The organism is Dyella thailandensis, from assembly GCF_050749815.1.
In the GTDB taxonomy this organism is placed as follows: domain Bacteria; phylum Pseudomonadota; class Gammaproteobacteria; order Xanthomonadales; family Rhodanobacteraceae; genus Dyella_A.
The window spans coordinates 2,825,403-2,848,849 of record NZ_CP192735.1 but is presented as its reverse complement, the minus strand read 5'-3'; the positions used below and the strand labels follow the sequence as shown (position 1 = coordinate 2,848,849).

General features: G+C 68.3%; 18 protein-coding genes. 11 read left to right on the top strand and 7 right to left on the bottom strand.

Translation table 11 applies throughout. The annotated features are described in order from the left end of the window. Nucleotides 1–127 precede the first annotated feature (127 nt). The 3 genes from bioD (at nt 128) to dcp (ending at nt 3,566) form a co-directional block, all read left to right on the top strand. A complete protein-coding gene (bioD, locus tag ACQVBX_RS13170) occupies nt 128–811 on the top strand; it encodes a dethiobiotin synthase (protein WP_431634603.1) in 684 nt (227 codons plus the stop codon). Nucleotides 812–891: 80 nt separating this feature from the next. Next, complete coding sequence (locus tag ACQVBX_RS13165; protein ID WP_431634601.1) at nt 892–1,245, top strand: hypothetical protein; 354 nt, start codon at nt 892–894, stop codon at nt 1,243–1,245. Nucleotides 1,246–1,355: 110 nt separating this feature from the next. Then, nucleotides 1,356–3,566 (top strand): peptidyl-dipeptidase Dcp, encoded by a 2,211-nt coding sequence (gene dcp / locus ACQVBX_RS13160; protein ID WP_431634600.1) that lies wholly within the window; start codon nt 1,356–1,358, stop codon nt 3,564–3,566. 157 nt (nt 3,567–3,723) lie between these two features. On the opposite strand, the gene ACQVBX_RS13155 is transcribed toward dcp, so the two are convergent. The 3 genes from ACQVBX_RS13155 to trxA form a co-directional block, all read right to left on the bottom strand. Next, nucleotides 3,724–5,091, bottom strand: a complete 1,368-nt coding sequence (locus ACQVBX_RS13155; protein ID WP_431634598.1) for a glutamate--cysteine ligase — start codon at nt 5,089–5,091, stop codon at nt 3,724–3,726. A gap of 225 nt (nt 5,092–5,316) precedes the next feature. Next, nucleotides 5,317–7,137: a transcription termination factor Rho gene (gene rho, locus ACQVBX_RS13150; RefSeq protein ID WP_431634596.1), complete on the bottom strand. Its 1,821-nt coding sequence runs from the start codon at nt 7,135–7,137 to the stop codon at nt 5,317–5,319. A 150-nt stretch (nt 7,138–7,287) separates the two neighbouring features. Further along, complete coding sequence (gene trxA, locus ACQVBX_RS13145) at nt 7,288–7,614, bottom strand: thioredoxin TrxA (protein ID WP_404629885.1); 327 nt, start codon at nt 7,612–7,614, stop codon at nt 7,288–7,290. A 436-nt stretch (nt 7,615–8,050) separates the two neighbouring features. On the opposite strand from trxA, the gene rhlB reads away from it, so the two are divergent. The 5 genes from rhlB to ung all read left to right on the top strand — a co-directional run bounded on the left by rhlB (nt 8,051) and on the right by ung (nt 13,278). Beyond that, the gene (rhlB, locus tag ACQVBX_RS13140) at nt 8,051–9,805 is read left to right on the top strand and encodes an ATP-dependent RNA helicase RhlB (protein WP_431634593.1); all 1,755 of its coding nucleotides are present in this window, start codon (nt 8,051–8,053) and stop codon (nt 9,803–9,805) included. Between the two features lie 103 nt (nt 9,806–9,908). Further along, nucleotides 9,909–10,586: a cell division ATP-binding protein FtsE gene (locus tag ACQVBX_RS13135; RefSeq protein ID WP_431634591.1), complete on the top strand. Its 678-nt coding sequence runs from the start codon at nt 9,909–9,911 to the stop codon at nt 10,584–10,586. Further along, nucleotides 10,583–11,569, top strand: a complete 987-nt coding sequence (gene ftsX, locus ACQVBX_RS13130; protein WP_431634590.1) for a permease-like cell division protein FtsX — start codon at nt 10,583–10,585, stop codon at nt 11,567–11,569. The genes ACQVBX_RS13135 and ftsX overlap by 4 nt, the downstream gene beginning before the upstream one ends. Before the next feature lie 156 nt (nt 11,570–11,725). Continuing rightward, entirely contained in the window at nt 11,726–12,577 is an 852-nt protein-coding gene (locus ACQVBX_RS13125) for a response regulator (RefSeq protein WP_431634589.1), read from the top strand. After that, nucleotides 12,574–13,278 carry a uracil-DNA glycosylase gene (gene ung, locus ACQVBX_RS13120; RefSeq protein WP_431634588.1) on the top strand — a complete coding sequence of 235 codons (705 nt, stop codon included), beginning with the start codon at nt 12,574–12,576 and terminating at the stop codon, nt 13,276–13,278. Before ACQVBX_RS13125 ends, ung begins: the two co-directional genes overlap by 4 nt. Before the next feature lie 5 nt (nt 13,279–13,283). Here the strand turns inward: ung and ACQVBX_RS13115 are convergent, their stop codons facing one another. Next, a complete protein-coding gene (locus tag ACQVBX_RS13115) occupies nt 13,284–13,967 on the bottom strand; it encodes a Fe2+-dependent dioxygenase (protein ID WP_431634587.1) in 684 nt (227 codons plus the stop codon). A gap of 295 nt (nt 13,968–14,262) precedes the next feature. On the opposite strand from ACQVBX_RS13115, the gene rpoH reads away from it, so the two are divergent. Further along, nucleotides 14,263–15,126 (top strand): RNA polymerase sigma factor RpoH, encoded by an 864-nt coding sequence (gene rpoH / locus ACQVBX_RS13110; RefSeq protein ID WP_431634586.1) that lies wholly within the window; start codon nt 14,263–14,265, stop codon nt 15,124–15,126. 77 nt (nt 15,127–15,203) lie between these two features. On the opposite strand, the gene tal is transcribed toward rpoH, so the two are convergent. The 3 genes from tal to ACQVBX_RS13095 all read right to left on the bottom strand — a co-directional run bounded on the left by tal (nt 15,204) and on the right by ACQVBX_RS13095 (nt 20,008). Continuing rightward, entirely contained in the window at nt 15,204–16,157 is a 954-nt protein-coding gene (gene tal / locus ACQVBX_RS13105) for a transaldolase (protein ID WP_431634585.1), read from the bottom strand. 67 nt (nt 16,158–16,224) lie between these two features. Continuing rightward, nucleotides 16,225–18,393 carry a primosomal protein N' gene (locus ACQVBX_RS13100; RefSeq protein ID WP_431634584.1) on the bottom strand — a complete coding sequence of 723 codons (2,169 nt, stop codon included), beginning with the start codon at nt 18,391–18,393 and terminating at the stop codon, nt 16,225–16,227. Nucleotides 18,394–18,829: 436 nt separating this feature from the next. Continuing rightward, complete coding sequence (locus ACQVBX_RS13095; protein ID WP_431634583.1) at nt 18,830–20,008, bottom strand: DUF3667 domain-containing protein; 1,179 nt, start codon at nt 20,006–20,008, stop codon at nt 18,830–18,832. A gap of 110 nt (nt 20,009–20,118) precedes the next feature. On the opposite strand from ACQVBX_RS13095, the gene ACQVBX_RS13090 reads away from it, so the two are divergent. Further along, the gene (locus tag ACQVBX_RS13090) at nt 20,119–21,546 is read left to right on the top strand and encodes an MATE family efflux transporter (protein WP_431634582.1); all 1,428 of its coding nucleotides are present in this window, start codon (nt 20,119–20,121) and stop codon (nt 21,544–21,546) included. Nucleotides 21,547–21,573: 27 nt separating this feature from the next. Then, nucleotides 21,574–23,442, top strand: coding sequence for a signal peptide peptidase SppA (sppA, locus tag ACQVBX_RS13085; RefSeq protein WP_431634581.1), 1,869 nt, complete (start codon nt 21,574–21,576; stop codon nt 23,440–23,442). Nucleotides 23,443–23,447: the final 5 nt, after the last annotated feature.

Sequence of the window (23,447 nt, the reverse complement as noted above, 5' to 3'; positions counted from 1 at the left end):
CGCGGACGCGCGCCGTTGCTAAATCCTTGCTCCGCGTTTCCAAATTTCTTGCTAAGCGCCGGCGCTTGCCCGGCCGGCGTCGCATCGCCACCATGCACACCCCGTGCGCTCTACCAGGACCCGTTCGATGACCCGCCTCGACCGCGTATTCATTGCCGGCACCGATACCGGTATCGGCAAGACCCATGCCTCGTGCGCGCTGCTGCACGCGCTACGTGGGGCAGGGCACGATGCGGTGGGCATGAAGCCGGTGGCCAGCGGCTGCGAGGAGACGCCCGAGGGCCTGCGCAACGAGGATGCGCTGGCCCTGCAGGCGGCCGGCCCGGCCGGCGTGGCCTACGCGGCGATCAATCCGGTCAGCCTGCGCGCGCCGCTGTCGCCGCACCTGGCAGCCGCGCGCGACGGCGTGACGGTCGCGCTGCCGCCGCTCACCGAAGCGTTCGAGCGGCTGCGCGCGCACCATGCGCCGGTGGTGGTGGAGGGTGTCGGCGGCTGGCTGGTGCCGCTGGCCCCCGGCTTGATGGCCTCGGCGTTGGCACAGGCGTGGGAGCTGCCGGTGATCCTGGTGGTCGGCCTGCGGCTGGGCTGCCTCAACCACGCGCTGCTCAGCGCGCGCGCGATCGCCGCGGACGGTTGCCGGCTGCTGGGCTGGATCGGCAATCGCATCGACCCGGCGATGGCGGCCGTGGAGGAAAATCTGACCACCTTGCGCGAGCTGCTGCCGGGCCCGTGCTTGGGCGTGCTGCCGCACGGCGAGCCGCCGCAGCATGCCGCGCGGCATCTCGGCGCCGCGGTCGAGGCGCTGGGCTGAGCCGTCGTGCCGGCCTTCACGCGCCGTGCCGGCCGTCGATGCTCTGATCCGCGCCTTTGATGTTTCCCACGGAGAGGCCCATGCCGCAACGCAACCACTACTACCTCGGCATCGATGACCTTGCGCAGGCGCGTGGCCCGATCGCGTCGCTGCGCTACGACGGCGCCGGCCCGAACGACTTCGCCGCCGCGCTCACCGAGGCGATGCGCAGCCCGCAACTGTTCGAACACTGGCGCGCGCTGCAGGAGGAACCGGACGAGGTCGACCCGGCGCTCGGCGTCACCGATGCGTCCGCCGAGGCGCGCGCCTCGGTGGATGACATGCAGCGCGTGGACGTCGACCTGGTCACGTCGCTGCCGATGAGCGTGGTGCGCCACCGGCTGAATCTGCTGATCGGCAAGCACTGGAGCCTGCGCGACATGCGCGCCGCCTGAGCGCGTCGATGGCGCGCTGCGGCTTGGAAGCGGGGGCATCGAATCGTTAGAGTCGCGGGCTTGCCGTATCCAAGCGCCCGGTGGTCGGGCGCGCCTCCAAGGGAACCCGCATGCTCCGACTCCGTACTCTCGTGATCGCCACCTCGATCGCCCTGGCCGCCTGCTCGCAGCAGGCCAGTGACGACGCTGCCAAGCCAGCCGCAGCACCGGCGAGCAGCGCGCCGGCCCCGGCTCCGGCCGGTAGCGTGGCGGGTGTCGCCTTCAATGTTGCCAACCCGTTCGCCCAGGCCAGCACGCTGGATTTCCAGGCGCCGCCGTTCGACAAGATCACCGACGCCGATTACCAGCCGGCGATCGAAGAGGGCATGCGCCAGCACCTGGCGGAGATCGAGAAGATCGCCGACAACCCGGAGCCGGCCACCTTCGACAACACCTTCGTGGCGATGGAGAAATCCGGTGCACTGCTCAACCGGGTGATGGCGGTGTTCAACGGCGTCACCGGCGCCAACACCGACGACACGCTGCAGAAGGTGCAGGAGGACGAGGCGCCGAAGCTCGCCGCGCACGAAGATGCGATCTATCTCAACAGCAAGCTGTTTGCGCGGGTCGAGTCGGTCTACAACCAGCGCGCCTCGCTCAAGCTCGATCCCGAGTCGCTGCGCCTGGTCGAGGTGGTCTATCGCGACTTCGTGCACCACGGCGCCAAGCTGTCCGACGCCGACAAGGCCAAGCTGAAGGACCTCAACAAAGAGGAGTCGACCCTCAGCACCAAGTTCACCAACACCCTGCTCGCCGCCACCAAGGACGGTGCGCTGGTGGTGGACGACAAGGCCAAGCTGGCCGGCCTCTCCGACGGCGACATCGCCGCCGCGGCAGCCGCGGCCAAGGAGCGCAAGCTCGACGGCAAGTACGTCATCAGCCTGCAGAACACCACGCAGCAGCCGGCCCTGCAGGGGCTGGATGACCGCGCCACCCGCGAAGCGTTGTTCAAGGCATCGTGGAACCGCGCCGAGAAGGGCGACGCCAACGACACCCGCGCGACCATCGAGCGCATCGCGCAGATTCGTGCCGCGCAGGCCAAGCTGCTGGGTTTCCCCAACTACGCGGCATGGAAGCTGGAAGACCAGATGGCTAAGACGCCGACCGCGGCGATCAAATTCATGCAGGACCTGGTACCTGCGGCCACCGCCCGCGCCGCGCGCGAGGGGAAGGACATCCAGGACGTGATCGACGCCCAGAAGGGCGGCTTCAAGGTCGCGGCCTGGGACTGGCAGCACTACGCCGAACAGGTGCGCAAGGCCAAGTACGACCTGGACGAGAACCAGATCAAGCCGTACTTCGAGCTGGACAACGTGCTGCAGAACGGCGTGTTCTACGCGGCCAACCAGCTCTACGGGCTGACCTTCAAGGAGCGTAAGGATTTGCCGGTGTATCAGCCGGATGTGCGCGTGTTCGAGGTGTTCGACAAGGACGGCAAGTCGCTGGCGCTGTTCTACTGCGACTACTTCAAGCGCGACAACAAGGGTGGCGGCGCGTGGATGGACAACTTCGTCGGTCAGTCCAAGCTGCTGGGCACCAAGCCGGTGGTCTACAACGTCGCCAACTTCACCAAGCCGGTGGCGGGTCAGCCGGCGTTGCTGTCCTTCGACGACGTGATCACGATGTTCCACGAGTTCGGCCACGCCCTGCACGGCATGTTCGCCGACGAGCAGTACCCGACGCTCTCCGGCACGGCTACCGCGCGTGACTTCGTCGAGTTTCCCTCGCAGTTCAACGAACACTGGGCGACCGATCCGAAGGTGTTCGCACACTACGCGAAGAACTACAAAACCGGCGAGGCGATGCCGCAGGCGCTGGTGGACAAGCTCAAGAAGGCGACCAGCTTCAACAAGGGCTATGACATGACCGAGCTGGTCTCTGCGGCGTTGCTGGACATGGGCTGGCACACGCTGGGTGCCGACGCGCCCAAGCAGGATGCCGATGCGTTCGAGGCCAAGACGCTCAAGGACGACAAGATCGACCTCAGCTACGTGCCGCCGCGCTACCGCTCCAGCTACTTCCAGCACATCTGGGGCAACGGCTATGCCGCCGGCTACTACGCCTACCTGTGGACCGAGATGCTGGCCGACGACGGCTTCGAGTGGTTCAAGGAACACGGTGGCCTGACCCGTGCCAACGGCGACCGCTTCCGCGCCATGGTGCTCTCGCGCGGCAACACCGAGGACCTGGAGAAGATGTACGAAACCTGGCGCGGCAAGGCGCCCAGCGTCGAGCCGATGCTGATCGACCGCGGCCTGAAGGAAGCGCCCAAGGGCAAATAAGCACCGCGTGCGTATCAAAGAAAAAGGCCGGCGCAAGCCGGCCTTTTTCTTATCGGCACCGCCCCCCCGTAGGAGCCCGCTCGCGGGCGATGCTCTTGGCTTCGATGTGGATCAGGAGCAGAAGCATCGCCCGCGAGCGGGCTCCTACGACAACCGGTCAGTAGGCGAACTCGCGGAACACCGGATCGACGCTGCCTCCCCAGGCGCCGTGGAACAGTTCGAGCTTGCGCTCGGCTGGGGTTTGGTTCGCCTCCACGATCTCGATCAGCGGCTGCAGGAAGATGCTCTCGTCGGCGCCGCTGGCGTTGGTGCAGGCGCGGCGCTTGAGGCCGTGCGTGGCGATCTTCAGCGCCTCGCGCGCCAGATCGCGCACCGTGCCGCCGCGGAACGGCAGCTTTAGCGCGTGCTTGGGCACGCCGTCGCGCAGCGCGTGGCGCTCGGCCATGGAGAAATCCTTGACCAAGTCCCACGCCGCATCCAGCGCTTCGTCGTCGTACAGCAGGCCGACCCACAGCGCCGGCAGTGCGCACAGGCGACCCCACGGGCCACCGTCGGCGCCGCGCATTTCCAGGTACTGCTTGAGCCGCACTTCGGGGAAGGCGGTGGTGAGGTGGTCGGCCCAGTCCTTCATGGTGGCCTTCGTGCCTGGAATGGCCGCCAGCTCGCCGGCCATGAAGCGCTTGAAGTCGTGGCCGGCCAGGTCGATGTACTTGCCGTCCTGGTAACTGAAGTACATCGGCACGTCGAGGATGTAGTCGACGTAGCGCTCGTAGCCGAAGCCGTCGGCGAACACGAAGTCGAGCATGCCGGTGCGGTCGGCATCGGTGTCGGTCCACACCTGGGAGCGGAAGGACTGATAGCCGTTGGGCTGGCCGTCGGTGAACGGCGAATCGGCGAACAGCGCCGTGGCGATCGGCTGCAGGGCCAGACTGGTGCGGAACTTCTTCACCATGTCCGCTTCGGAAGAGAAATCCAGGTTCACCTGCACGGTGCAGGTGCGGGTCATCATGTCCAGGCCGAGCGAGCCGACCTTGGGCATGTACTCGCGCATGATTTTGTAACGGCCCTTGGGCATCCATGGCATCTCGTCGCGACGCCACTTCGGCTGGAAGCCCATGCCGAGGAAGCCCAGCCCCAGGCCTTCGGCTATCGAGCGCACCTCGGCCAAGTGTGCATTCACTTCGCGGCAGGTCTCGTGGATGGTCGCCAGCGGCGCGCCGGACAACTCCAGCTGGCCGGCCGGCTCCAGCGTGATCGAGGCCTTGTCGCGCGCCAGCGCCACCGGCAGCTCGCCCTCGCGGGCGATCTCCCAGCCGTAGCGCGCGGCCAACTGCTCCAGCAGCACGCGGATGCCGCGCTCGCCCTCATAGGTCGGCGGGCGCAGATCGTCGGTGCGAAAGCCGAATTTCTCGTGCTCGGTGCCGATACGCCACGCCTCGCGCGGCTTCTCGCCGGCCGCAAGGTAGTCGACGAGCTGCTGGCGACCCGCGATCGGGGTGCTCTTGACGGCACTGGGGATGGACACGGTGCAAGCCTTTGCGGTGGAAACGGCGGTTATGGGGACGGCGCGCGGCGGCCCAAGGGGTGCGCGAAAAATAATTGTACGCGAGAGTTCAGAAGCGACGCACATGCCGCGACGCCTCGCCGCCACGGCCGGTGGCGGGCAGTAGGTGCGGCCTGGTATCGAGGCGGCGGCCAAGAAAAAGCCGGCCAGCGGCCGGCTTTTTCCGTATCACCTTGGCGCCCGGGATCAGCGCTTCATCGAGTTGAAGAACTCGTCGTTGGACTTGGTGCTCTTCATCTTGTCGAGCATGAACTCCATCGCGGCCAGCTCGTCCATCGGGTGCAGCAGTTTGCGCAGGATCCAGATCTTTGCCAGCAGGTCCGGGTCGATCAGCAGGTCTTCGCGGCGGGTGCCGGAGCGGTTGATGTCGATCGCCGGGTAGACGCGCTTCTCGGAGATGCGGCGGGACAGGTGCACTTCCATGTTGCCGGTGCCCTTGAACTCCTCGTAGATCACCTCGTCCATCTTGCTGCCCGTGTCGGTCAGCGCGGTGGCGATGATGGTCAGGCTGCCGCCTTCCTCGACGTTGCGCGCGGCGCCGAAGAAGCGCTTGGGACGCTGCAGCGCGTTGGCGTCGACGCCGCCGGTGAGCACCTTGCCGGAGCTGGGCACCACGGTGTTGTAGGCGCGCGCCAGGCGGGTGATCGAGTCGAGCAGGATCACCACGTCCTTCTTGTGCTCGACCAGGCGCTTGGCCCGCTCGATCACCATCTCGGCCACCTGCACGTGGCGCACGGCCGGTTCGTCGAAGGTGGAGCTGATGACCTCGGCGCGCACGGTGCGGGCGATCTCGGTCACTTCCTCCGGGCGCTCGTCGATCAGCAGCATGATCAGGTGCGCGTCGGGATGGTTGTAGGTGATCGCCTGGGCGATGTTCTGCAGCATCATCGTCTTGCCCGACTTGGGCTGGGAGACGATCAGGCCGCGCTGGCCGCGGCCGATGGGCGCGATCAGGTCCAGGATGCGGCCGGTGATGTCCTCGCTCGACCCGTTGCCGCGCTCGAGCTTGAACGCCTTGCGCGGGAACAGCGGCGTGAGGTTCTCGAACAGCATCTTGTTCTTCGACGCTTCCGGCGGATCGCCGTTGATGTCGTCGACGCGCAGCATGGCGAAGTAGCGCTCGCCTTCCTTCGGATGGCGCACGCGCCCGGTGATGTAGTCGCCGGTGCGCAGGTTGAAGCGGCGGATCTGGCTGGGACTGACGTAGATGTCGTCGGGGCCGGCCAGGTAGCTCTCGTCGGCCGAACGCAGGAAGCCGAAGCCGTCTTGCAGGATCTCCAGCACGCCCTCGGCCCAGATGCCGCCGCCGGAACGGGCGTGCGCCTTGAGGATGTTGAAGATCACGTCCTGCTTGCGCTGGCGCGCCACGCCCTCCTGGATGCCCAGCGACTCGGCGAAGGCCAGCAGCTGCGGCGCCTTCATGCGCTTGAGTTCGGTGAGGTTGATCAGGCGGTCGTTGCTGCCGACGTCGCCGGTCTCGTCATCATCCATCGGCAGCCCGTTCGGGTTGCGCTGGCCGCCACCACCACCGCCCTGGTTGCCGCGCTGGCCACGCTCGTGCCGACGGCGGCGGCCGCGATCGTTGCGGTCATTGCGATCGTTGCGACGGGGCTCGCCGTTGCCGCCGCCCTGGCCGCCCTGATTCTGGGCCCCTTGGTTCTGGCCGCCCTGACCGCTCTGGTTGCCATTCTGCGGCGCCGGATTGCCGCCGCCCGTCTGCCCACTGGAGGAATTGCCCTCGCGGGCTTCGGGGGCGGGACGGCTGTTGCCGTCCGCCGCCGGGGCGGGGCGCTCGGCCGGCGCGCGCTCGTTGCCGCGGTCCACTGGCAGGCTGCCCTGCTCGGGTACCGGCGCGGTGCGGGGCGCTTCGCTTGAGGCCGGAGCCGCCGCCGCAGGCTTGTCCGTCTTGGCGGCGGACTTGCGTGGCGCACGCTGGCGCGTTTCACCCGCAGGCCGGGACTCGGCGCTCGATGCGTCGTTGGGTTCTTTGCTTTCGATATCGGACACGGGCAAACCTCGTGGGGGCGCCGTTGGTATAGGAGGGAGGAAGGACACGTTGCGCAGAACGCGCGGCGGAACAGGACTGTTCCGAACAGGGGAGGAATCTAGCACCCGCCGCGCGGCGCCGTAAAGCGCGGCGGCGGGTACCGGAGCGCGTCAGAGCGCCTTGTCGATCATCTGGGTCAGCTGACCCTTGCCGACGGCGCCGATCTGGGTCGCCTCGACCTTGCCGTTCTTGAACATCATCAGCGTCGGAATGCCGCGTACGCCGTAGGTGCGCGGGGTCTGCTGGTTCTGGTCGATATTGATCTTGACCACGCGCAGCTTGCCCTCGTACTGCTTGGCCAGCTCGTCCAGCACCGGCGCGATGGCCTTGCACGGGCCGCACCATTCGGCCCAGAAATCGAGCAGTACGGGGGTATCGGACTTCAGCACTTCCTGCTCGAAGGCCGCGTCGCTTACGTGGGTAATGAGGTCGCTCACCGGGGTTCTCCGAGGGTAGGCGGTGGGATGGGGGCGACCGCGCGGACGGCATCGGCTACACTGCGGTGCCCATGAAACGCGGGTCGTACCGGACTTGGGGAAGCGCGATCGCCGTTGCGGCGCCCGTGCATTCCAGCCTAACTCGGGGCGCGATTCAAGCGATTCAAGGGGCCGGCCAGCGGGTGGTTCCGTTGACATAGGCAAGGCTTCTGCGCAGTGGTGTTCCTGCCAACCGCCTTGCCTATGCCAGCGGAACCGCCGGTTCGGGCCGTTCCACCCCGGCGCCCGTCACGGCTGTCGGCAGCCGCGCCAAGCCCTCGGGGCGGGGCGGCGCCCACGCCACTCCCTAGCGCCGCCTCACCCACCTGTCCCAAGGCCACCCGGCGGCGGGACCGGGCGAGCCGCCTTGCGCCGCCCGCAGCGAAACTGGCCTCCCATGTCCGAAACCGTTCTCACCGATACCTTCTTTGCCAACTTCGACCTGCACCCGCTGCTCAAGCAGGGTCTGGACGCCGCCGGCTTCACCCGTTGCACCCCGATCCAGGAGCTGACCCTGCCGATCGCGCTGGCCGGCCGGGATGTCGCCGGCCAGGCGCAGACCGGCACGGGCAAGACCTGCGCCTTCCTGGTCGCCATGATGAACCGCCTGCTGACCCAGCCGGCGGCCGCCGACCGCAAGGACTCGGACCCGCGCGCACTGGTGATCGCGCCGACCCGCGAGCTGGCGATCCAGATCGACAAGGATGCCCAGTCGATCGGCCGCCACACCGGTCTGCGCACCGCGCTGATCTACGGCGGCGTCGACTACGACAAGCAGCGCCAGCAGCTCAAGGACGGCTGCGACATCATCATCGCCACGCCCGGCCGCCTGCTCGACTACTACAAGCAGAACGTGTTTGGACTCAACAGCGTCGAGGTGATGGTGATCGACGAGGCGGACCGCATGTTCGATCTCGGCTTCATCAAGGACGTGCGTTTCATCTTCCGCCGCCTGCCGGCGCGCGAGCAGCGCCAGGTGCTGCTGTTCTCCGCCACCTTGAGCCACCGCGTGCTGGAGCTGGCCTACGAGCACATGCACGAGGCCGAGAAGCTGGTGGTGGAGACCGACAACGTCACCGCCGACCGCGTGCGCCAGGTCGTCTACTTCCCGGCCAAGGAAGAAAAGATGCCGCTGCTGCTGAACCTGCTCGAACGCACGCAGGCCGAGCGCAGCATCATCTTCGTCAACACCAAGGCCGCCGCCGAGCGCATCACCGACCGGCTCAAGCGCCAGGGCTACCGCGTGGGCGCGCTGTCCGGCGACGTGCCGCAGCTGAAGCGCCAGAAGCTGCTGCAGCGTTTCCAGGAAGGCCAGCTCGACATGCTGGTGTGCACCGACGTGGCCGCCCGCGGCCTGCACATTCCCGCGGTCAGCCACGTCTTCAACTACGACCTGCCGCAGGATGCCGAGGACTACGTGCACCGCATCGGCCGCACCGCGCGCCTCGGTGCCGAGGGCGATGCGATCAGCTTCGCCTGTGATCTCTACGCGATGAGTCTGCCGGAGATCGAGACCTACATCGGGCAGAAGATCCCGGTCGCCTCGGTCGATCCGGAGATGCTGGTGATGCCCAAGCCGAAGGCGATCGACGCGCAGTACGCCGCCGACGCCGCGGCTGACAGCGCCGCCTTCGGCGACCGCGTCGAGCCGCGCGAGGGCGACAAGGGCGCGCGCGGCAGCCGCAGCGGCAGCCGCAGCGGCAGCCGCGACGGCAAGCGCGATGGGCGCGGCCCACGTCCGCCGCGTTCGGCCGAGGCGCGCCCGCCGCGCGCCGCCGTCGCCGAGGCGGCCGTGGCTGCAGTGGCCGAGGCCGCCGCGCCGAATCCGGCCACCGCACCGGACGGCACTCCCACCGACGCCAGCGGCGTGCCACGCAAGCGCCGCCGCCGTGGCGGTCGCGGCCGCAACCGCCGCGACGGCGCAGCGGCTTCGGCCGAAGCGGGTGCCGCGGCGACCAGCCGGCCGGCGGCCGAGAACAATGCCCCTCGCGGCGAGCGTCGTCCCCCGCGCGAGCGCCGTGCGGGCAACGAGGCGGCTGCGGGCCGGCCGTCGCGCCAGGTAGCGGTGCAGTCGGGCGTGCCGGCCGAGGCGTCGGTGCCGAAAAAGCCCGGCTTCTTCCGGCGCCTGACGCGGCTTTTCACCGGACGCTGAGCGTTTGCCGACGGTGAGCCTCCGCGCGCGGCGCAGGGGCTCACCTGGCTGCGTGCATCCCGTATCCTTGCCGCTGGTTGGGACGGCAAGGTCGGGGAACGCGGTGATCCGCTTTGATCAGGTAAGCAAGCGCTATGACGGGGGCCACGAGGCGATCTCGCAGCTGTCGTTCGAAGTGGGCGATGGCGAGATGGCCTTCGTCACCGGCCATTCCGGGGCCGGCAAGAGCACGCTGCTCAAGCTGCTGGCGCTGATCGAGCGACCCTCGCACGGGCATATCCATCTAGATCACCTCAACCTGGCGAAGGTCGGTCGGCGCGGCATTCCCGGTTTGCGCCGGCGCATCGGCATGGTGTTCCAGGATCATCGGCTGCTGATGGACCGCAGCGTGTTCGCCAACGTCGAGCTGCCGCTGGTGATCGGCGCGTTGGCCCCGGCCGAACGCGCCAAGCGCGTGCGCGCGGCGCTGGAGAAGGTCGGTCTGCTTGCCTACGAACGGCAGTTGCCGGACACCTTGTCCACCGGCGAGCAGCAGCGCGTGGGCATCGCTCGCGCCATCGTGGCGCGGCCGAGCCTGCTGATCGCCGACGAACCCACCGGCAACCTCGACCCGCAGCTGGCGGTGGAAATCATGGGCCTGTTCGCCGAGTTCCAGCAGGTCGGTACCACCGTGCTGGTGGCCAGTCACGACCTGCCGCTGATCAAGCGCATGCGCAAGCGGGTGATCGTGCTCGATCACGGCCGCCTGGTGGCCGATGTGGCTGCGCAGGAGGTGCTGTGAGCACGCGTCCCGAGCAACCGGCCGCCGACGATGCCGCCGGCCAGCGCGGCAGCCGCCGCAGCGAATCGCGCCGCGTCGCCAGCTGGAGCGAGCACCATCGCTGGAGCGCGGCGGCCAGCCTGCGCCGCCTGCTGGCGCGCCCGTTCGGCACCTCGATGACGGTGGCCGTGATCGGCCTGGCGCTGGCGCTGCCGCTGGCGTTCTACCTGCTGCTCGGCAACGTGCAGCGCATGGGCGATGCGCTGGGCCAGCGGCAGGCGATCAGCGTGTTCCTGCAGCCGGGCCAGAGTGCGCCGGCGGCCCAGCTCATGGCGACCAGCCTACGCGAACGCGCCGACGTGGCCGCGGTGACGGTGAAGACCCCGCAGCAGGGCATGGACGAGCTGGCCACGATGCAGGGCTTCAGCGGCGCGGTGCATGCGCTGGACGACAACCCGCTGCCCTACGTGCTCGACGTGCAGCCGAAGGACGCGCTCAATGCTGCCGCCGTGCAGGATCTGGTCACCCAGCTGCGCGATCTGCGCGGGGTGGACATGGTGCAGGACAGTGGCACCTGGCGGCAGCGGCTGGACGCATTGCTTGGCCTGGGCAACCGCATCGTCGCGGTGCTGGCGCTGCTGCTTTCGCTCGCTGCCCTGCTGGTGGTGGGCAACACGGTGCGGGTGGACATCGCCAGCCGGGTCGAGGAGATCGGCGTGCTGATGCTGATCGGAGCCAGCGGTCCGTTCGTGCGTCGGCCTTATCTCTACGCGGGTATCTGGTACGGCCTGTTCGGTGGTGTGCTGGCCTCGCTGCTGGCGGTGGCGATCGAGCTGTCGCTGGTGGCGCCGGTGGAGCAGCTCAACGCGGCTTATGCCGGACAGCTCGAACTCGGCGCGTTGCCGCTGTGGCTGCTGCTGGCGACCCCGCTGGCGGCCGCGTTGCTCGGCTGGCTGGGCGCGCGGCTGGTAAGCGCGTGGCAGCTGCGGCGGGCGACGGTCTGATGCGCCGCATCCATGCATTGGTGATGGTGATCGCAGGCACGGTGGCGTGCGACGTTGCAAGATCGACGATTCCGGCGGAGCGCCGGGAATCGGGGTGGGAGAGGCAGTGATCGACGTGCGGACCTTGGCGGCAGCCGCCATGCGGGAAGTGAAACGATGAGCGGCGGCAGCATCAGCGGCCGCAGCGTAGGCGAGTCGCCGCGCGTGCTCGTGGTCGATGGCTCCAAGGTGGTGCGTCAGCTGATCACGCGCGTGCTGGCCAGCGACCTGCCGGCAGCCGAGGTGGTGGGCTGCGCGACCGGCGAAGAGGCGCAGCGTGAGCTGCAGGCCGGCGCGTTCGACTTCATCACCGTGGCGCTGCGCCTGCCCGACATGGACGGGCTGGAGCTGGCCCGCTACGTGCGCGAGTCCGCGCCGCAGGCCTACGTACCCATCGTGGTTGTCTCCGGCGACGTGGACGACCGCCTGCACCGGCGCGCGCTGGGCGAGCACGTCACCGACTATTTCGACAAGTCGCTGGGCTTTCCGGCGCTGGGCGCGTTCATTCGCGGCTACGTTAGCCCGCAGGAAACCGCCTCCGGCACGGTGCTCTACGTCGAAGACAGCCGGGTGGTGGCGCTGGCGACCCGCCGCATGATGGAAAAGATCGGCCTCACCGTACGCCACATGGTGAGCGTGGAGGATGCCCTGGCACTGCTGGAGGCGGACCGTGAACTGGGCTGGGTCGGCGCCGATGTGGTGCTCACCGACGTCAGCCTGAAGGGCGAGCTGACCGGCGGCGATCTGCTCGAGCGCATCCGCACCGAGTTCGGTTACAGCAAGGGCCGGCTGCCGGTGCTGGTGATGACCGGCGACGAAAACCCGGCCAACCAGGCGGCCCTGCTCAAGGCGGGCGCCAACGACCTGGTCGAGAAGCCGGTCGAGGAACACCTGCTGATCACCAAGCTGCTGTTCCAGCTGCGCGTGTCGCAGCACCTGCGCTCGCTCAACCAGCCGCCGTCCGCATGAGCGGCGAGCGCGTTCGGCTGGAGCCGGGCTGGAAGGCCCGCATCGGCGACTACCTCGAGCGCCCGGAGATGCGCGCCCTGGCCGACTTCCTGCGCGCAGAAAAGCGGGCAGGCAAGGAAATCTATCCGCCGGGGCCGGAGATCTTCGCCGCGTTCGATCACACCCCGTTCGAGGCGGTGCGGGTGGTGATCCTCGGGCAGGACCCGTATCACGGCCCGGGCCAGGCACACGGCCTGTGCTTCTCGGTGCGTCCGGGCGTGCCGGTGCCGCCGTCGCTGGACAACATCTTCAAGGAAATTACCCGTGACCTGGGGGTTCCCCGGCCCGATCACGGCTGCCTCACGCCCTGGGCCGATCGCGGCGTGCTGCTGCTCAACGCGGTGCTGACCGTGGAGCGCGGCCAGGCCGGCTCGCATCAGGGCAAGGGCTGGGAGGGCTTCACCGATGCGGCGATCGAGGCGCTCAACCGCGAGCGCGAGGGCATCGTGTTCCTGCTCTGGGGCAGCTACGCCCAGCGCAAGGGCCGCCTGATCGACACCCAGCGCCACCATGTGCTCACCGCGGTGCATCCGTCGCCGCTATCCGCTTATCGCGGCTTCATCGGCTGCGGGCACTTCTCCGCGGCCAACGCGTGGCTGCAGCGGGAAGGGATGGCGCCGATCGACTGGTCGCTGCCGCCGCGCGCGGCGCTGGCGGATTGACCCCATTAGCTGGCTACTTCCGCCCACATCCTAAGCAGGTTTGCGTGCGAGCGGCTCACGGCGTCGAAGGCACGGCTCTTTCCCTCGCGGCTGAAGAGGTCGCGTTTCGCGTTTTCCAGATCCCATAGCAGCTCGCGGCGTGCTGGATCGCGCACCATGCTCTGTACCCAAATAATGGCCGCATCGCGCGCGCCACGGGTTACAGGGCTGACGTGGTGCAGAGTGTTGGCCGGGTAGGCGATGGCGGCGCCGGCTTCCAGCTTGAATTTGTACTCGATGCCGCCGCTAGCGTGTGTCACCAGTTCTCCGCCGTCGTATCTGTCTGGATCGGAGAGAAATACTGTGATCGCGATGTCGCTCCGCACAGCGCCCCCCATGGTGCCCATGACCGGGGCATCGACGTGTGCTCCGTACTCCATGCCGCCGACGTAGCGGTTAAACAGTGGCCGCGTGTTCGCCGCAGGGAGGAGTGCCGCCTGCAGCAGACCGTTGCGGTGGAAGGCGGCGCGCACGATATCGGCCATCCGCTCGTAGCCCGCGCTGTCAGGGTCGATCTGCTGGTTCTTCTTAACGGTACGTGCCGACCAGCCGGCCGTGCTGGAGCCATCGACGAAGGGCGCAGATTGCAAGTCGGCGCGCAATGCTGCCAGCTCCTGTGCGGTCAGCACGTCGGGTACACAGATGATCACGCAGAATTTCCTTGGATACGTATGCCGGCATTGTAGTGAGCGCGAATGCCGTTCCGCGACCGATTTAGGCTCGCTCAAGCGAGGCTGCCTCCGGCATCTCCGTCCCCCGCGGCCGCGAGTTCGGCAGGATCCGAGGCGTGCAGAGACATCTGTTAAGGGCGCCCCGCGAGGATGGGATAGACAAGGCGACTTCATTTCTGTACTATTAGGTTCAATAAAGGCCGTGAACCAATCACTGCCTTAGCACTCTAATCATCCGAGTGCTAACCTGATGCTCTTGTACCGGAGGCTTATAATGTCCAAGACCTTGGCAACCGTCCCCTCAATGCTGCCCAGCGTAGTAGGCAGCTTGGATGCCTACATTTCGGCCGTGCACCGCATTCCGGTATTGACCCAGGAAGAAGAGCAGGCGCTGTCGCGCCGCTACCTCGAAGACAACGATCTGTCGTCGGCCAAGAAGCTGGTGATGTCGCACCTGCGTTTCGTGGTTCACGTGGCGCGCGGTTATTCCGGCTACGGCCTGCAGCTCGGCGACCTGATCCAGGAAGGCAACATCGGCCTGATGAAGGCGGTGAAGCGTTTCGATCCGGATCAGGGTGTGCGCTTGGTGAGCTTCGCCGTGCACTGGATCCGCGCCGAGATGCACGAGTTCATCCTCAAGAACTGGCGCATCGTGAAGGTCGCCACCACCAAGGCGCAGCGCAAACTGTTCTTCAACCTGCGCAAGAGCAAGAAGCGCCTGGGCTGGATGAACGCCGAGGAAGTGCGCACGGTGGCGAAGGATCTGGGCGTGCCGGAAGCAACTGTCCGCGAGATGGAGTCGCGTCTGTCCGGCCGCGACGTGGGCTTCGAGGCGCCCACCGACGCCGACGAGGACGCCAAGCCGGCGCCGGCCGCGTTCCTGGTGGACGACGGCGCCGATCCGTACGACTCGGTGTCCGACGCCGACCAGAGCGACAACCAACTGGAAACGCTGTCGGCCGCTCTTCAGAAGCTGGATGACCGCTCGCGCGACATCATCCAGCGTCGCTGGCTCAACGACGACAAGGCCACGCTGCAGGATCTGGCCGACGAGTACGGTGTGTCGGCCGAGCGCATCCGCCAGGTCGAGGCCAACGCGATGAAGAAGATGCGCGGGTTGTTCGCCGCCGCGGCGTGACCGCCGGCCACAACGCGCAACGCAAAACGGCCCCGTGAGGGGCCGTTTTCGTTGGTGCGTGTGGCTGCTGGGTGTCGTTAGAGCTTGGCGGCCAGCAGCTTTTCCAGCTTCACCTGGTCGGCGGCGAACTTGCGGATGCCGTCGGCCAGCTTGTCGGTGGCCATCGCGTCCTCGTTGTGACCCCAGCGGAAGGCCGGCTCGCTGATCGGTTCCGGAGGCGGCGCGCGGGTGCCGGCGTCCTCCAGCGCACGCGGCAGCGGTTCGTTGCTGGCGTCGAGTTTCTCCAGCAGGTCCGGGCTGATCGTGAGGCGATCGCAACCGGCCAGCGCGCGGATCTGCCCCGCATTGCGGAAGCTTGCGCCCATCACCACCGTCTCGAAACCGTGGCGCTTGTACCAGTCGTAGATGCGCCGCACCGACTGCACGCCTGGATCGAGCTCGGGCTCGAACGACTTGGCGTCGGTGTTGGCCACGTACCAGTCCATGATGCGGCCGACGAACGGCGAGATCAGGTAGACGCCCGCCTCAGCACAGGCCACCGCCTGCTCGAAAGAGAACAGCAGGGTGAGGTTGCACTGGATGCCGCGCCGTTCCAGCTGCTCGGCGGCGCGGATGCCGGCCCAGGTGGAGGCGATCTTGATCAGGATGCGGTCACGCTTCACACCGGCGTCTTCGTACAGCCCGATCAGGCGTTCGGCCTTGGCAATGGTGGCGTCGGTGTCGAACGAAAGCCGCGCATCGACCTCGGTGGACACGCGCCCGGGCACCAGGTCGAGGATCTTGCGCCCGACCGCGACGGCGAGGTGGTCGCCGGCATCGACGATCTGCTGCTCGCGGCCGTTACCGCGCGACTTGGCCCAGCTCACCGCTTCGTCCAGCAGCGGCGCATACGCCGGGATGCCGGCGGCCTTCAGCAGCAGTGACGGGTTGGTGGTGGCATCGACCGGCTTGTAGCGGGCGATCGCTTCGATGTCCCCGGTGTCGGCGACCACGGTGGTGTACTGGCGAAGTTGTTCGAGCTGCGATGCCATCGGGACCTCCTGAACGTCAGCCGCCAAGTATACGAGGCGGGGGTGGCGATCCCGTGAGCAAAGCGCCTTAGTAGAGGTCGATCGGATCCACATCGAGCGACCAGCGCACGCGTCGCGCGGCGGGCAGCTTGCCGAGTGCGCGCTGCCACGGCCGCGCCACGGCATGCAGCTGGGCGCGGCTGGCGGCCTCAAGCAGCAACTGGCCGCGATGGCGCCCCGCGCGCAGCGCCATCGGCGCCGCCATCGGCCCGGCCAGCTGCAGGGTGTGACCGTCCGGCAGCGCGGCGGCAGCGGCCGCAAGAAAGGCGTCCACGGCGCCACGCTCGTGCGCATCGGCGCGCAGCAGGATCTGATGGCTGAAGGGCGGCAGCGCCGCCTGTTCGCGCTCGGCCAGCAAGCTGACGGCCGCCGCGCCATAGCCCTTGGCGAGCAGGGTGCGCAACAGCGGATGGTCCGGATGATGGGTCTGCAGCAGCACCCGCCCCGGCTTGGCTGCTCTTCCGGCGCGACCGGCCACCTGCACCACCAGCTGCGCCAGCCGCTCGGCGGCGCGGAAGTCGATGCTGTGCAGACCCTCGTCCACCCCCACGATGGCGACCAGGGTGAGGTTGGGCAGGTCGTGGCCCTTGGCCAGCATCTGGGTGCCGACCAGGATCGCGGGGGCGTCCGCGCGCAGGCCGTCGATCAGGTGCTCGAAGGCGTCGCGGCGGCGGGTCGTCTCCCGGTCGATGCGCAGCACTGGCACGTCGGGAAACAGCGCGGTGAGCGCTTCCTCCAGCCGCTCGGTGCCCTGGCCCTGCGGCCACAGCGCACCGGCGCCGCAGGCTGGGCACGTCGCCGGCACCTTGCTGCGGTAGTCGCAGTGGTGGCAGCGCAGCTGGCGCTGTCCCGCGTGCAGGGTCAGCGGGCGCTCGCAGCGCGGACAATCGGCATGCCAGCCGCAGGCGTGACACAGCAGTACCGGCGCGTAGCCGCGGCGGTTGCGGAACACCAGCGCCTGCTCGCCGCGCGCCACCGTCTCGCGCACCGCCGCCTGCAGCGCGGGCGAGAGGCCGTGATCGAGGTGCTGCGAACGCACGTCGACGATCTGCACCTGCGGCGGATGGACGGCCGCCGGGCGCGCGCGCAGGGCCAGCGGGCGGTAACGCCCGGCCGCCACGTTCGCCAGCGATTCCAGCGACGGCGTCGCGCTGCCCAGCACGATCGGCACGCCGAGTGCGCGGGCGCGCACCAGGGCCAGGTCCCGCGCGTGGTAGCGAAAGCCTTCCTGCTGCTTGTAGGCCGCGTCGTGCTCCTCGTCGACCACGATCAATCCGGCCTGCGGCAGCGGCGTGAACACCGCCGAGCGGGTGCCCAGGATCACCTTTGCCTCGCCGCTGCGCGCGCGCAGCCAGGCGCGTGCGCGCTCCCCCTCGGCCAGGTTGGAGTGCAGCACCTCCACCGCCACGCCCAGGCGTTCGCGCAGCCGGCGCAGGGTCTGCGGTGCCAGGCCGATCTCCGGCACCAGCAGTAGGCTTTGCCGTCCCTCGGCCAACGCCTGCTCGATCAGCGTCAGGTACACCTCGGTCTTGCCGCTGCCGGTGACGCCGTCGAGCAGAAACGGCTGGAACCGGTGGCCTTCGGCCGCGACTGCGGCCACAGCCTGTTGCTGCTCGTCACTGAGCGGCAACGGCGCACCCGCGGGCGTGGTGACGGCCGCGGCGGTATGGCGCTCGATCAGGCCAGCCGGGGCGAGGCGGCGGGCGGCGGCCCGCCACGACGGCAGTTGCTCGCCCAGCACGTCGGCGCGCTGCGGGCCCGGCGCCAACAACTGCAGCAATTGCTGGCTGGCGCCGCGGCGGCTGCCGGCATCCAGCGCGCTGCGACCGGCGGCGGTGAGTTGCCAGTACTCGTCACGGGTATCCGGCCACGGCCGCGGCTCGCGCAAGGCCAGCGGCAACGCATTGGCGTAGGCCTCGCCCGGAGCCGCGAGCCAGTAGTCGGCGGCCCAGGCCAGCGTCTGCATCAACTCGGTATCCAGCAACGGGGCCGGGTCGAGCACCTCGATGACCGCTTTGAGCCGGTCGCCGGCCACGCTCGCGCTGGCGGCCGGGTCGACCACGATCCCCGCCTTGCTGCCGCGTCCGAACGGCACTCGCACGCGACTGCCCGCCTGCCAGTGGCCCTCGGCGGGCGGCAGGTAGTCGAACAGGGTGGGCAGGGGCACCGGCAGGGCGACGCGGACGACGGTGGGCATGGTTACCTCGTGGGCAGACCAGTGTAACGGGCCACACGCCATGTCCCGCCGGGTCGCTCCGTCGCATCTTCCCGTCGCTCCCGCGGCGCCGCGCGCCTTTGCCCTTTCTTGCTGCGCCGGACTCTAGAAAAAGGGGGTAAGTGGCGCCTCCCCGGCCCTTTTTGCGCTTATCCACAGTTGCTGTGGATAACTCTGTGGATGCGGCGGGGAAGGGGGCGCCTCAGCCCCGTCGTGACGCCTTTCCCGACGGGATGGGCAAGTTTTAGCCATGATAAATTATGCATTTTTATCAATGACTTGCGATTGGCAGTCAGGTGGGCTTCACCTGACTGCAACAGCACGTGTGACTGGGTTGACACTCTCGTGACGCTGTGCAAAACCCTTGCGCCGATCGGCGCGGACCCCGCCTGTGGGCGGGAATTGTGTGATCCAGTTCTCAGTGCGAAAGCGTCAGCACGGCACCCAGCACCAGCGCCAAAACCAGCAGCCAGACGTAACACCAGCCCACCGCAAGATATTTCAGGATGGTCATCGGCCAGCCCTGTCGGTAGATGCGCTTCTGCATCAGCAGCAGGTAGGTCGGCGCCCAGATCACCAGCGCCCATTCCAGCAGACGCACCGGACGCGTGGCCCATCCGGCGAACCCGGCCAGCCACCCCTCCAGCAGCACCAAGCCCACGCCCAGCAGCAGCGCCAGGAACAGGAAGGCGTGGCTGTGCAGGGCGACGATCATGTGCTCCACGTAGAGCCGCCGCTTGAACACGTAGAACAGCTTCAATAGCAGGGCGAACAGCGGCAGCATCAGGAACAGCGCCTGCGGCAACGAGGCGAACAGCTGGGCGGTGATGCGCTCCTGGGCCAGCGTCCCGGCTTCGCCGCTGGAGAACAGCGCATCGACATTTGCGTGCATGTGTTCCAGCGACTGGGTGAGGCGGCGATTGGCAAACGCCGGCAGCCAGCGCAGGTGCACGGGGTAGGCCTTGGAATCCCAGGCGCTGTTGAACGGGTTGCTGGCGCTGGCATCGGTGTGGTCGCCGCTGTCAGCCTCCCTGGTCTTGTCGCCACCGGTCGGGTGCTGCTCTTTCCTCAGCTCGGCCAACCGATTTGCCGCTTCGGTTCGCAGACGCGCCTCGCTGGCAGCGGCAGCGGCGATGCCCACCGCATTGGCGCCTGCGGCCTTGCGCGCAGCCTCCACCTTGACCAGCTCGTTATCCAAGGCGCGTTGCACGCTGTCCGGCGAGTCGGCATGTTCGAACGGCGTCGACAGCACCACGGCGTGGCGCGGCAGGTCCTCGCCCCCTTCCATCGCGAAGTGACACACCGCGAAGGCCAACAGGCACAACACGAACATCAGCCGGAACGGCGCGATGTAGCGCACCCGTCGGCCGGCGAAGTATTCGAGCGTGAGGAAGCCAGGCTTGAGCAGCAGCGGCGGCAGCGTGTGCAGGATGCGTCCGTCCACGTGCAGCACCATGTCCAGCGTGTCCTCCACCATGTGGTGCACGGGCTTGAGTACGCTGTGGATCGACTGCCCGCAGTGGTGACAGAACTCACCCTGCATCGGTGTGCCGCAGTTGGCGCAGCGCACCTGGCTGACGTGGTCCAGCTCGTTCATGGATCGGCCCCTTGCCCCTGGAAGCGGCCGATGGTGTCACAAGCGCGCGAAACGATCAGCCGCGCCGTGCGCCTCGGCTAGAATGCGCGGCCCTGTCGACCGTTTCTGCCATGAACACCTTTCGCCCCGATCGCGCCAGGGTCGCCCACGAACTGGCCGCCACCGTGCGCCTCGCCCTGCCGCTGGTCGCCGCCCAGCTGGCGGCGATCGGTTCCAACGTGATCGATGCGCTGCTGTCGGGCCACTACAGCACCCACGTGCTCGGCGCCGTCGCGGTGGGGGCGAACGTGTGGTCGCTGGCGATCGTCAGCGGCATCGGCCTGATGATGGCGGTGCCGCCCTCGGTGGCGCAGCTCGATGGCGCCGGCCGGCGTCACGCGATCGGCCCGGTGTTCCGCCAGGCGCTGTGGCTGGCGCTGATCGCCGGCACGGTGCTTTGGTTCGCCGCGCGCCATGCCAGCCCCATGTTTGTGTGGATCGGCGTGGCGCCGGACCTGCGCGAGGACGTGGTCGCCTTTCTCGGCGCGATCAGCTGGGGCGCGCCAGCGCTCACCTGCTACTTCACCCTGCGCGGCTTGTCCGAAGGCCTGTCGCTGACCCGGCCGTCGATGTTCTTCAGCCTGGGCGGCCTGGTGCTGCTGGTGCCGCTGGGCTACGTGTTCATGTACGGCAAGCTCGGCCTGCCGCCGCAGGGCGCGCGCGGTTGCGGCATGGCCACGGCGCTGGTGCTGTGGTTGGAGCTGATCGCGTTCGCGATCTACGTGCTGCGCCATCGCAACTATCGCGGGCTCGGGCTGCTCGACCATTTCGAAGGTCCCGACTGGCGACGCATCGGCGAGCTGCTGCATGTCGGCGTGCCGATGGCGGTGAGCCTGCTGGCCGAGGCCGGGCTGTTCGTCGCGGTCGCCTTGGGCATCAGCCGGCTCGGCGACGAGGTAGTGGCCAGTCATCAGGTCGCGCTCAACGTGGCGTCGCTGTTCTTCATGATCCCGCTGGGACTGGCGATGGCGATCACCGTGCGGGTAGGCAACGCGGTCGGCCGCGGCGACGCGCGCGGCGTCCGCTACGCGGGGTTCTGCGGCATCGGGCTGAGCCTGGTCACCCAGCTGGTGTCGGCGGCCGTGATGTTCGGCGCGCCGCACTGGATCGCCGGACTGTATACCCATGAGGCGAAGGTGGTGGATCTGGCCGCGCAGCTCCTGCTGCTGGCCGGGGTGTTCCAGTTTTCCGACGGCATCCAGGTCGCCTCCAACGGCGCGCTGCGTGGCCTGAAGGACACCCGCGTGCCGATGGCGATCACCCTGTTCGCCTACTGGGTGGTCGGCATGCCGACCGGGTGGTGGCTGGCATTCCATCAGGGGCTGGGCGCGCGCGGCATGTGGATGGGCCTGATCGCCGGCCTGAGCGTGTCGGCGGTGATGTTGTTCACCCGCTTCTGGCGCAGCGCCTGGCGCCAGCGCTGGGTCAAGACGACGCAGCCTGACGACCCACACATGACCGCGCCGGTGCAAGCCGGTACGCTGCCGATCGATCCTTAATCCTCCGCCTCTGCTCAGGATGGCTGCATGACCGCTTCGCGCCCCAACGGCTTCTGGGCCTTCCTCCGCGTCTTCGGGCGCGGGCTGAACGTGCTGCGGCTGGTCATCATCAACACGGTGTTCTTCGGCCTGCTGTTCATCGTGCTGCTGCTGGTGGCCGGCCTGTTCGCCGGGCGCCACGCCGGGCTGGGGCTGCAGGCCGATTCGGTGCTGGTGATCAAGCCGGAGGGGCGGCTGGTGGAGCAGTACAGCATCGCGCCGCTGCAGCGCGTGGTGTCGGGCCTGTCCGGCAACCAGCCTAAGGAAGTGCAGGTGCGCGACCTGGTGCGCGCGATCGACGCGGCCGCCACCGACGAGCACATCACCCGCATCCTGCTGCTGCCCGACCAGCTGCAGGCTGGCGGCTTCGCCGCGCTGCGCGAGGTGGGCGCAGCGCTCGACCGCTTCCGCGCCGCTGGCAAGCCGGTGATCGCCTGGGGCGTGAACTACGACCAGGGCCAGTACTACCTGGCGTCGCACGCCGACCGCCTGCTGGTCGATCCGCAGGGCGGCGTGATGATCACCGGCCTGGCCAACTACCGGCTGTTCTACAAGGACCTGCTGGACAAGCTCGGCGTGCAGGTGCACCTGTTCCGCGTGGGCCAGTTCAAGAGCGCGGCCGAGCCGTACATCCTCGACCACGCTTCGCCCGAGTCGAAGGAAGCCGACAGCTACTGGATGGGCGGGCTGTGGGACAACTACCTGGCCAGCGTTGCCAAGCGGCGCAAGCTGGACCCGGCCACCCTGCGCAACGACATCGACCAGCTGCCGGACAACATCGGCCGCACTCATGGCAACCTCGCCCAGCTCTCGCTGGACGAGCATCTGGTCGACGGGCTCGCCACCGAGACCGATGTCGAGACGATGATGCGTCGCGAAGGCGTGCCGGCCGGCAAGCAGGGGCGCGGCTTCCGTGCCGTCAACCTGGCCGCTTATGTGGCGCAGCTGCCGGACGATACCGACGCGCTGTTCAAGCCCGGCGTGGCGGTGGTGGTGGCCGAGGGCGAGATCGCCGGCGGCAAGCAGCCCCAGGGCGAGATCGGTGGCGAATCCACCGCCGCACTGATCCGCGCCGCGCGCGAGGACAAGAAGACCAAGGCGCTGGTGCTCAGGGTGAACTCGCCCGGTGGCGAGGTGTATGCCGCCGAGCAGATCCGCCGCGAAGTGGAGCTGACCCGCAAGGCCGGTATTCCGGTGATCGTCTCGATGGGCGACGTGGCGGCCAGCGGCGGCTACTGGATCTCGATGAACGCCGATCGCATCTTCGCCGAGCCGAACACCATCACCGGCTCGATCGGCATCTTCGGCATGTACTACTCGATCCCCGACACGCTGGCCAAGCTCGGCGTGCAGAGCGACGGCGTCGCGACGGGGCCGATGGCCGGCGCGTTCGACATCACCCGGCCGCTGGATCCGCGCGTGGGGCAGGTGATCCAGGCAATCATCGACAAGGGCTACCACGACTTCGTCGGCGGCGTGGCCAAGGCGCGCGGCAAGGACTACGACACGATCGACGCGATCGCCCAGGGCCGCGTGTGGACCGGCCAGCAGGCGCTGGACCGGGGGCTGGTCGACCAGCTCGGCGGGCTCGACAGCGCCATCGCCTACGCCGCGCAGCAGGCGAAGCTGGCCAAGGGTTTCCCGGTGCGCTACGTGGAGCAGCCGCTGGGCGGCTTCGAGCAGTTCGTTGTGGGCCTCAACCAGAGCGCCACGGTGCGCATCGCGCAGAGCTACGGCCTGCGCCTGCCCAGCTGGATGGCCGAGCTGCCGCGCGCCATGCCGGAGCTCAAGCTGCTGCGCAACGCCCGCGCCGGGCGGCCCAACGTGTACGCCTATTGCTTCTGCGCGCCGCGCTGAGCGCG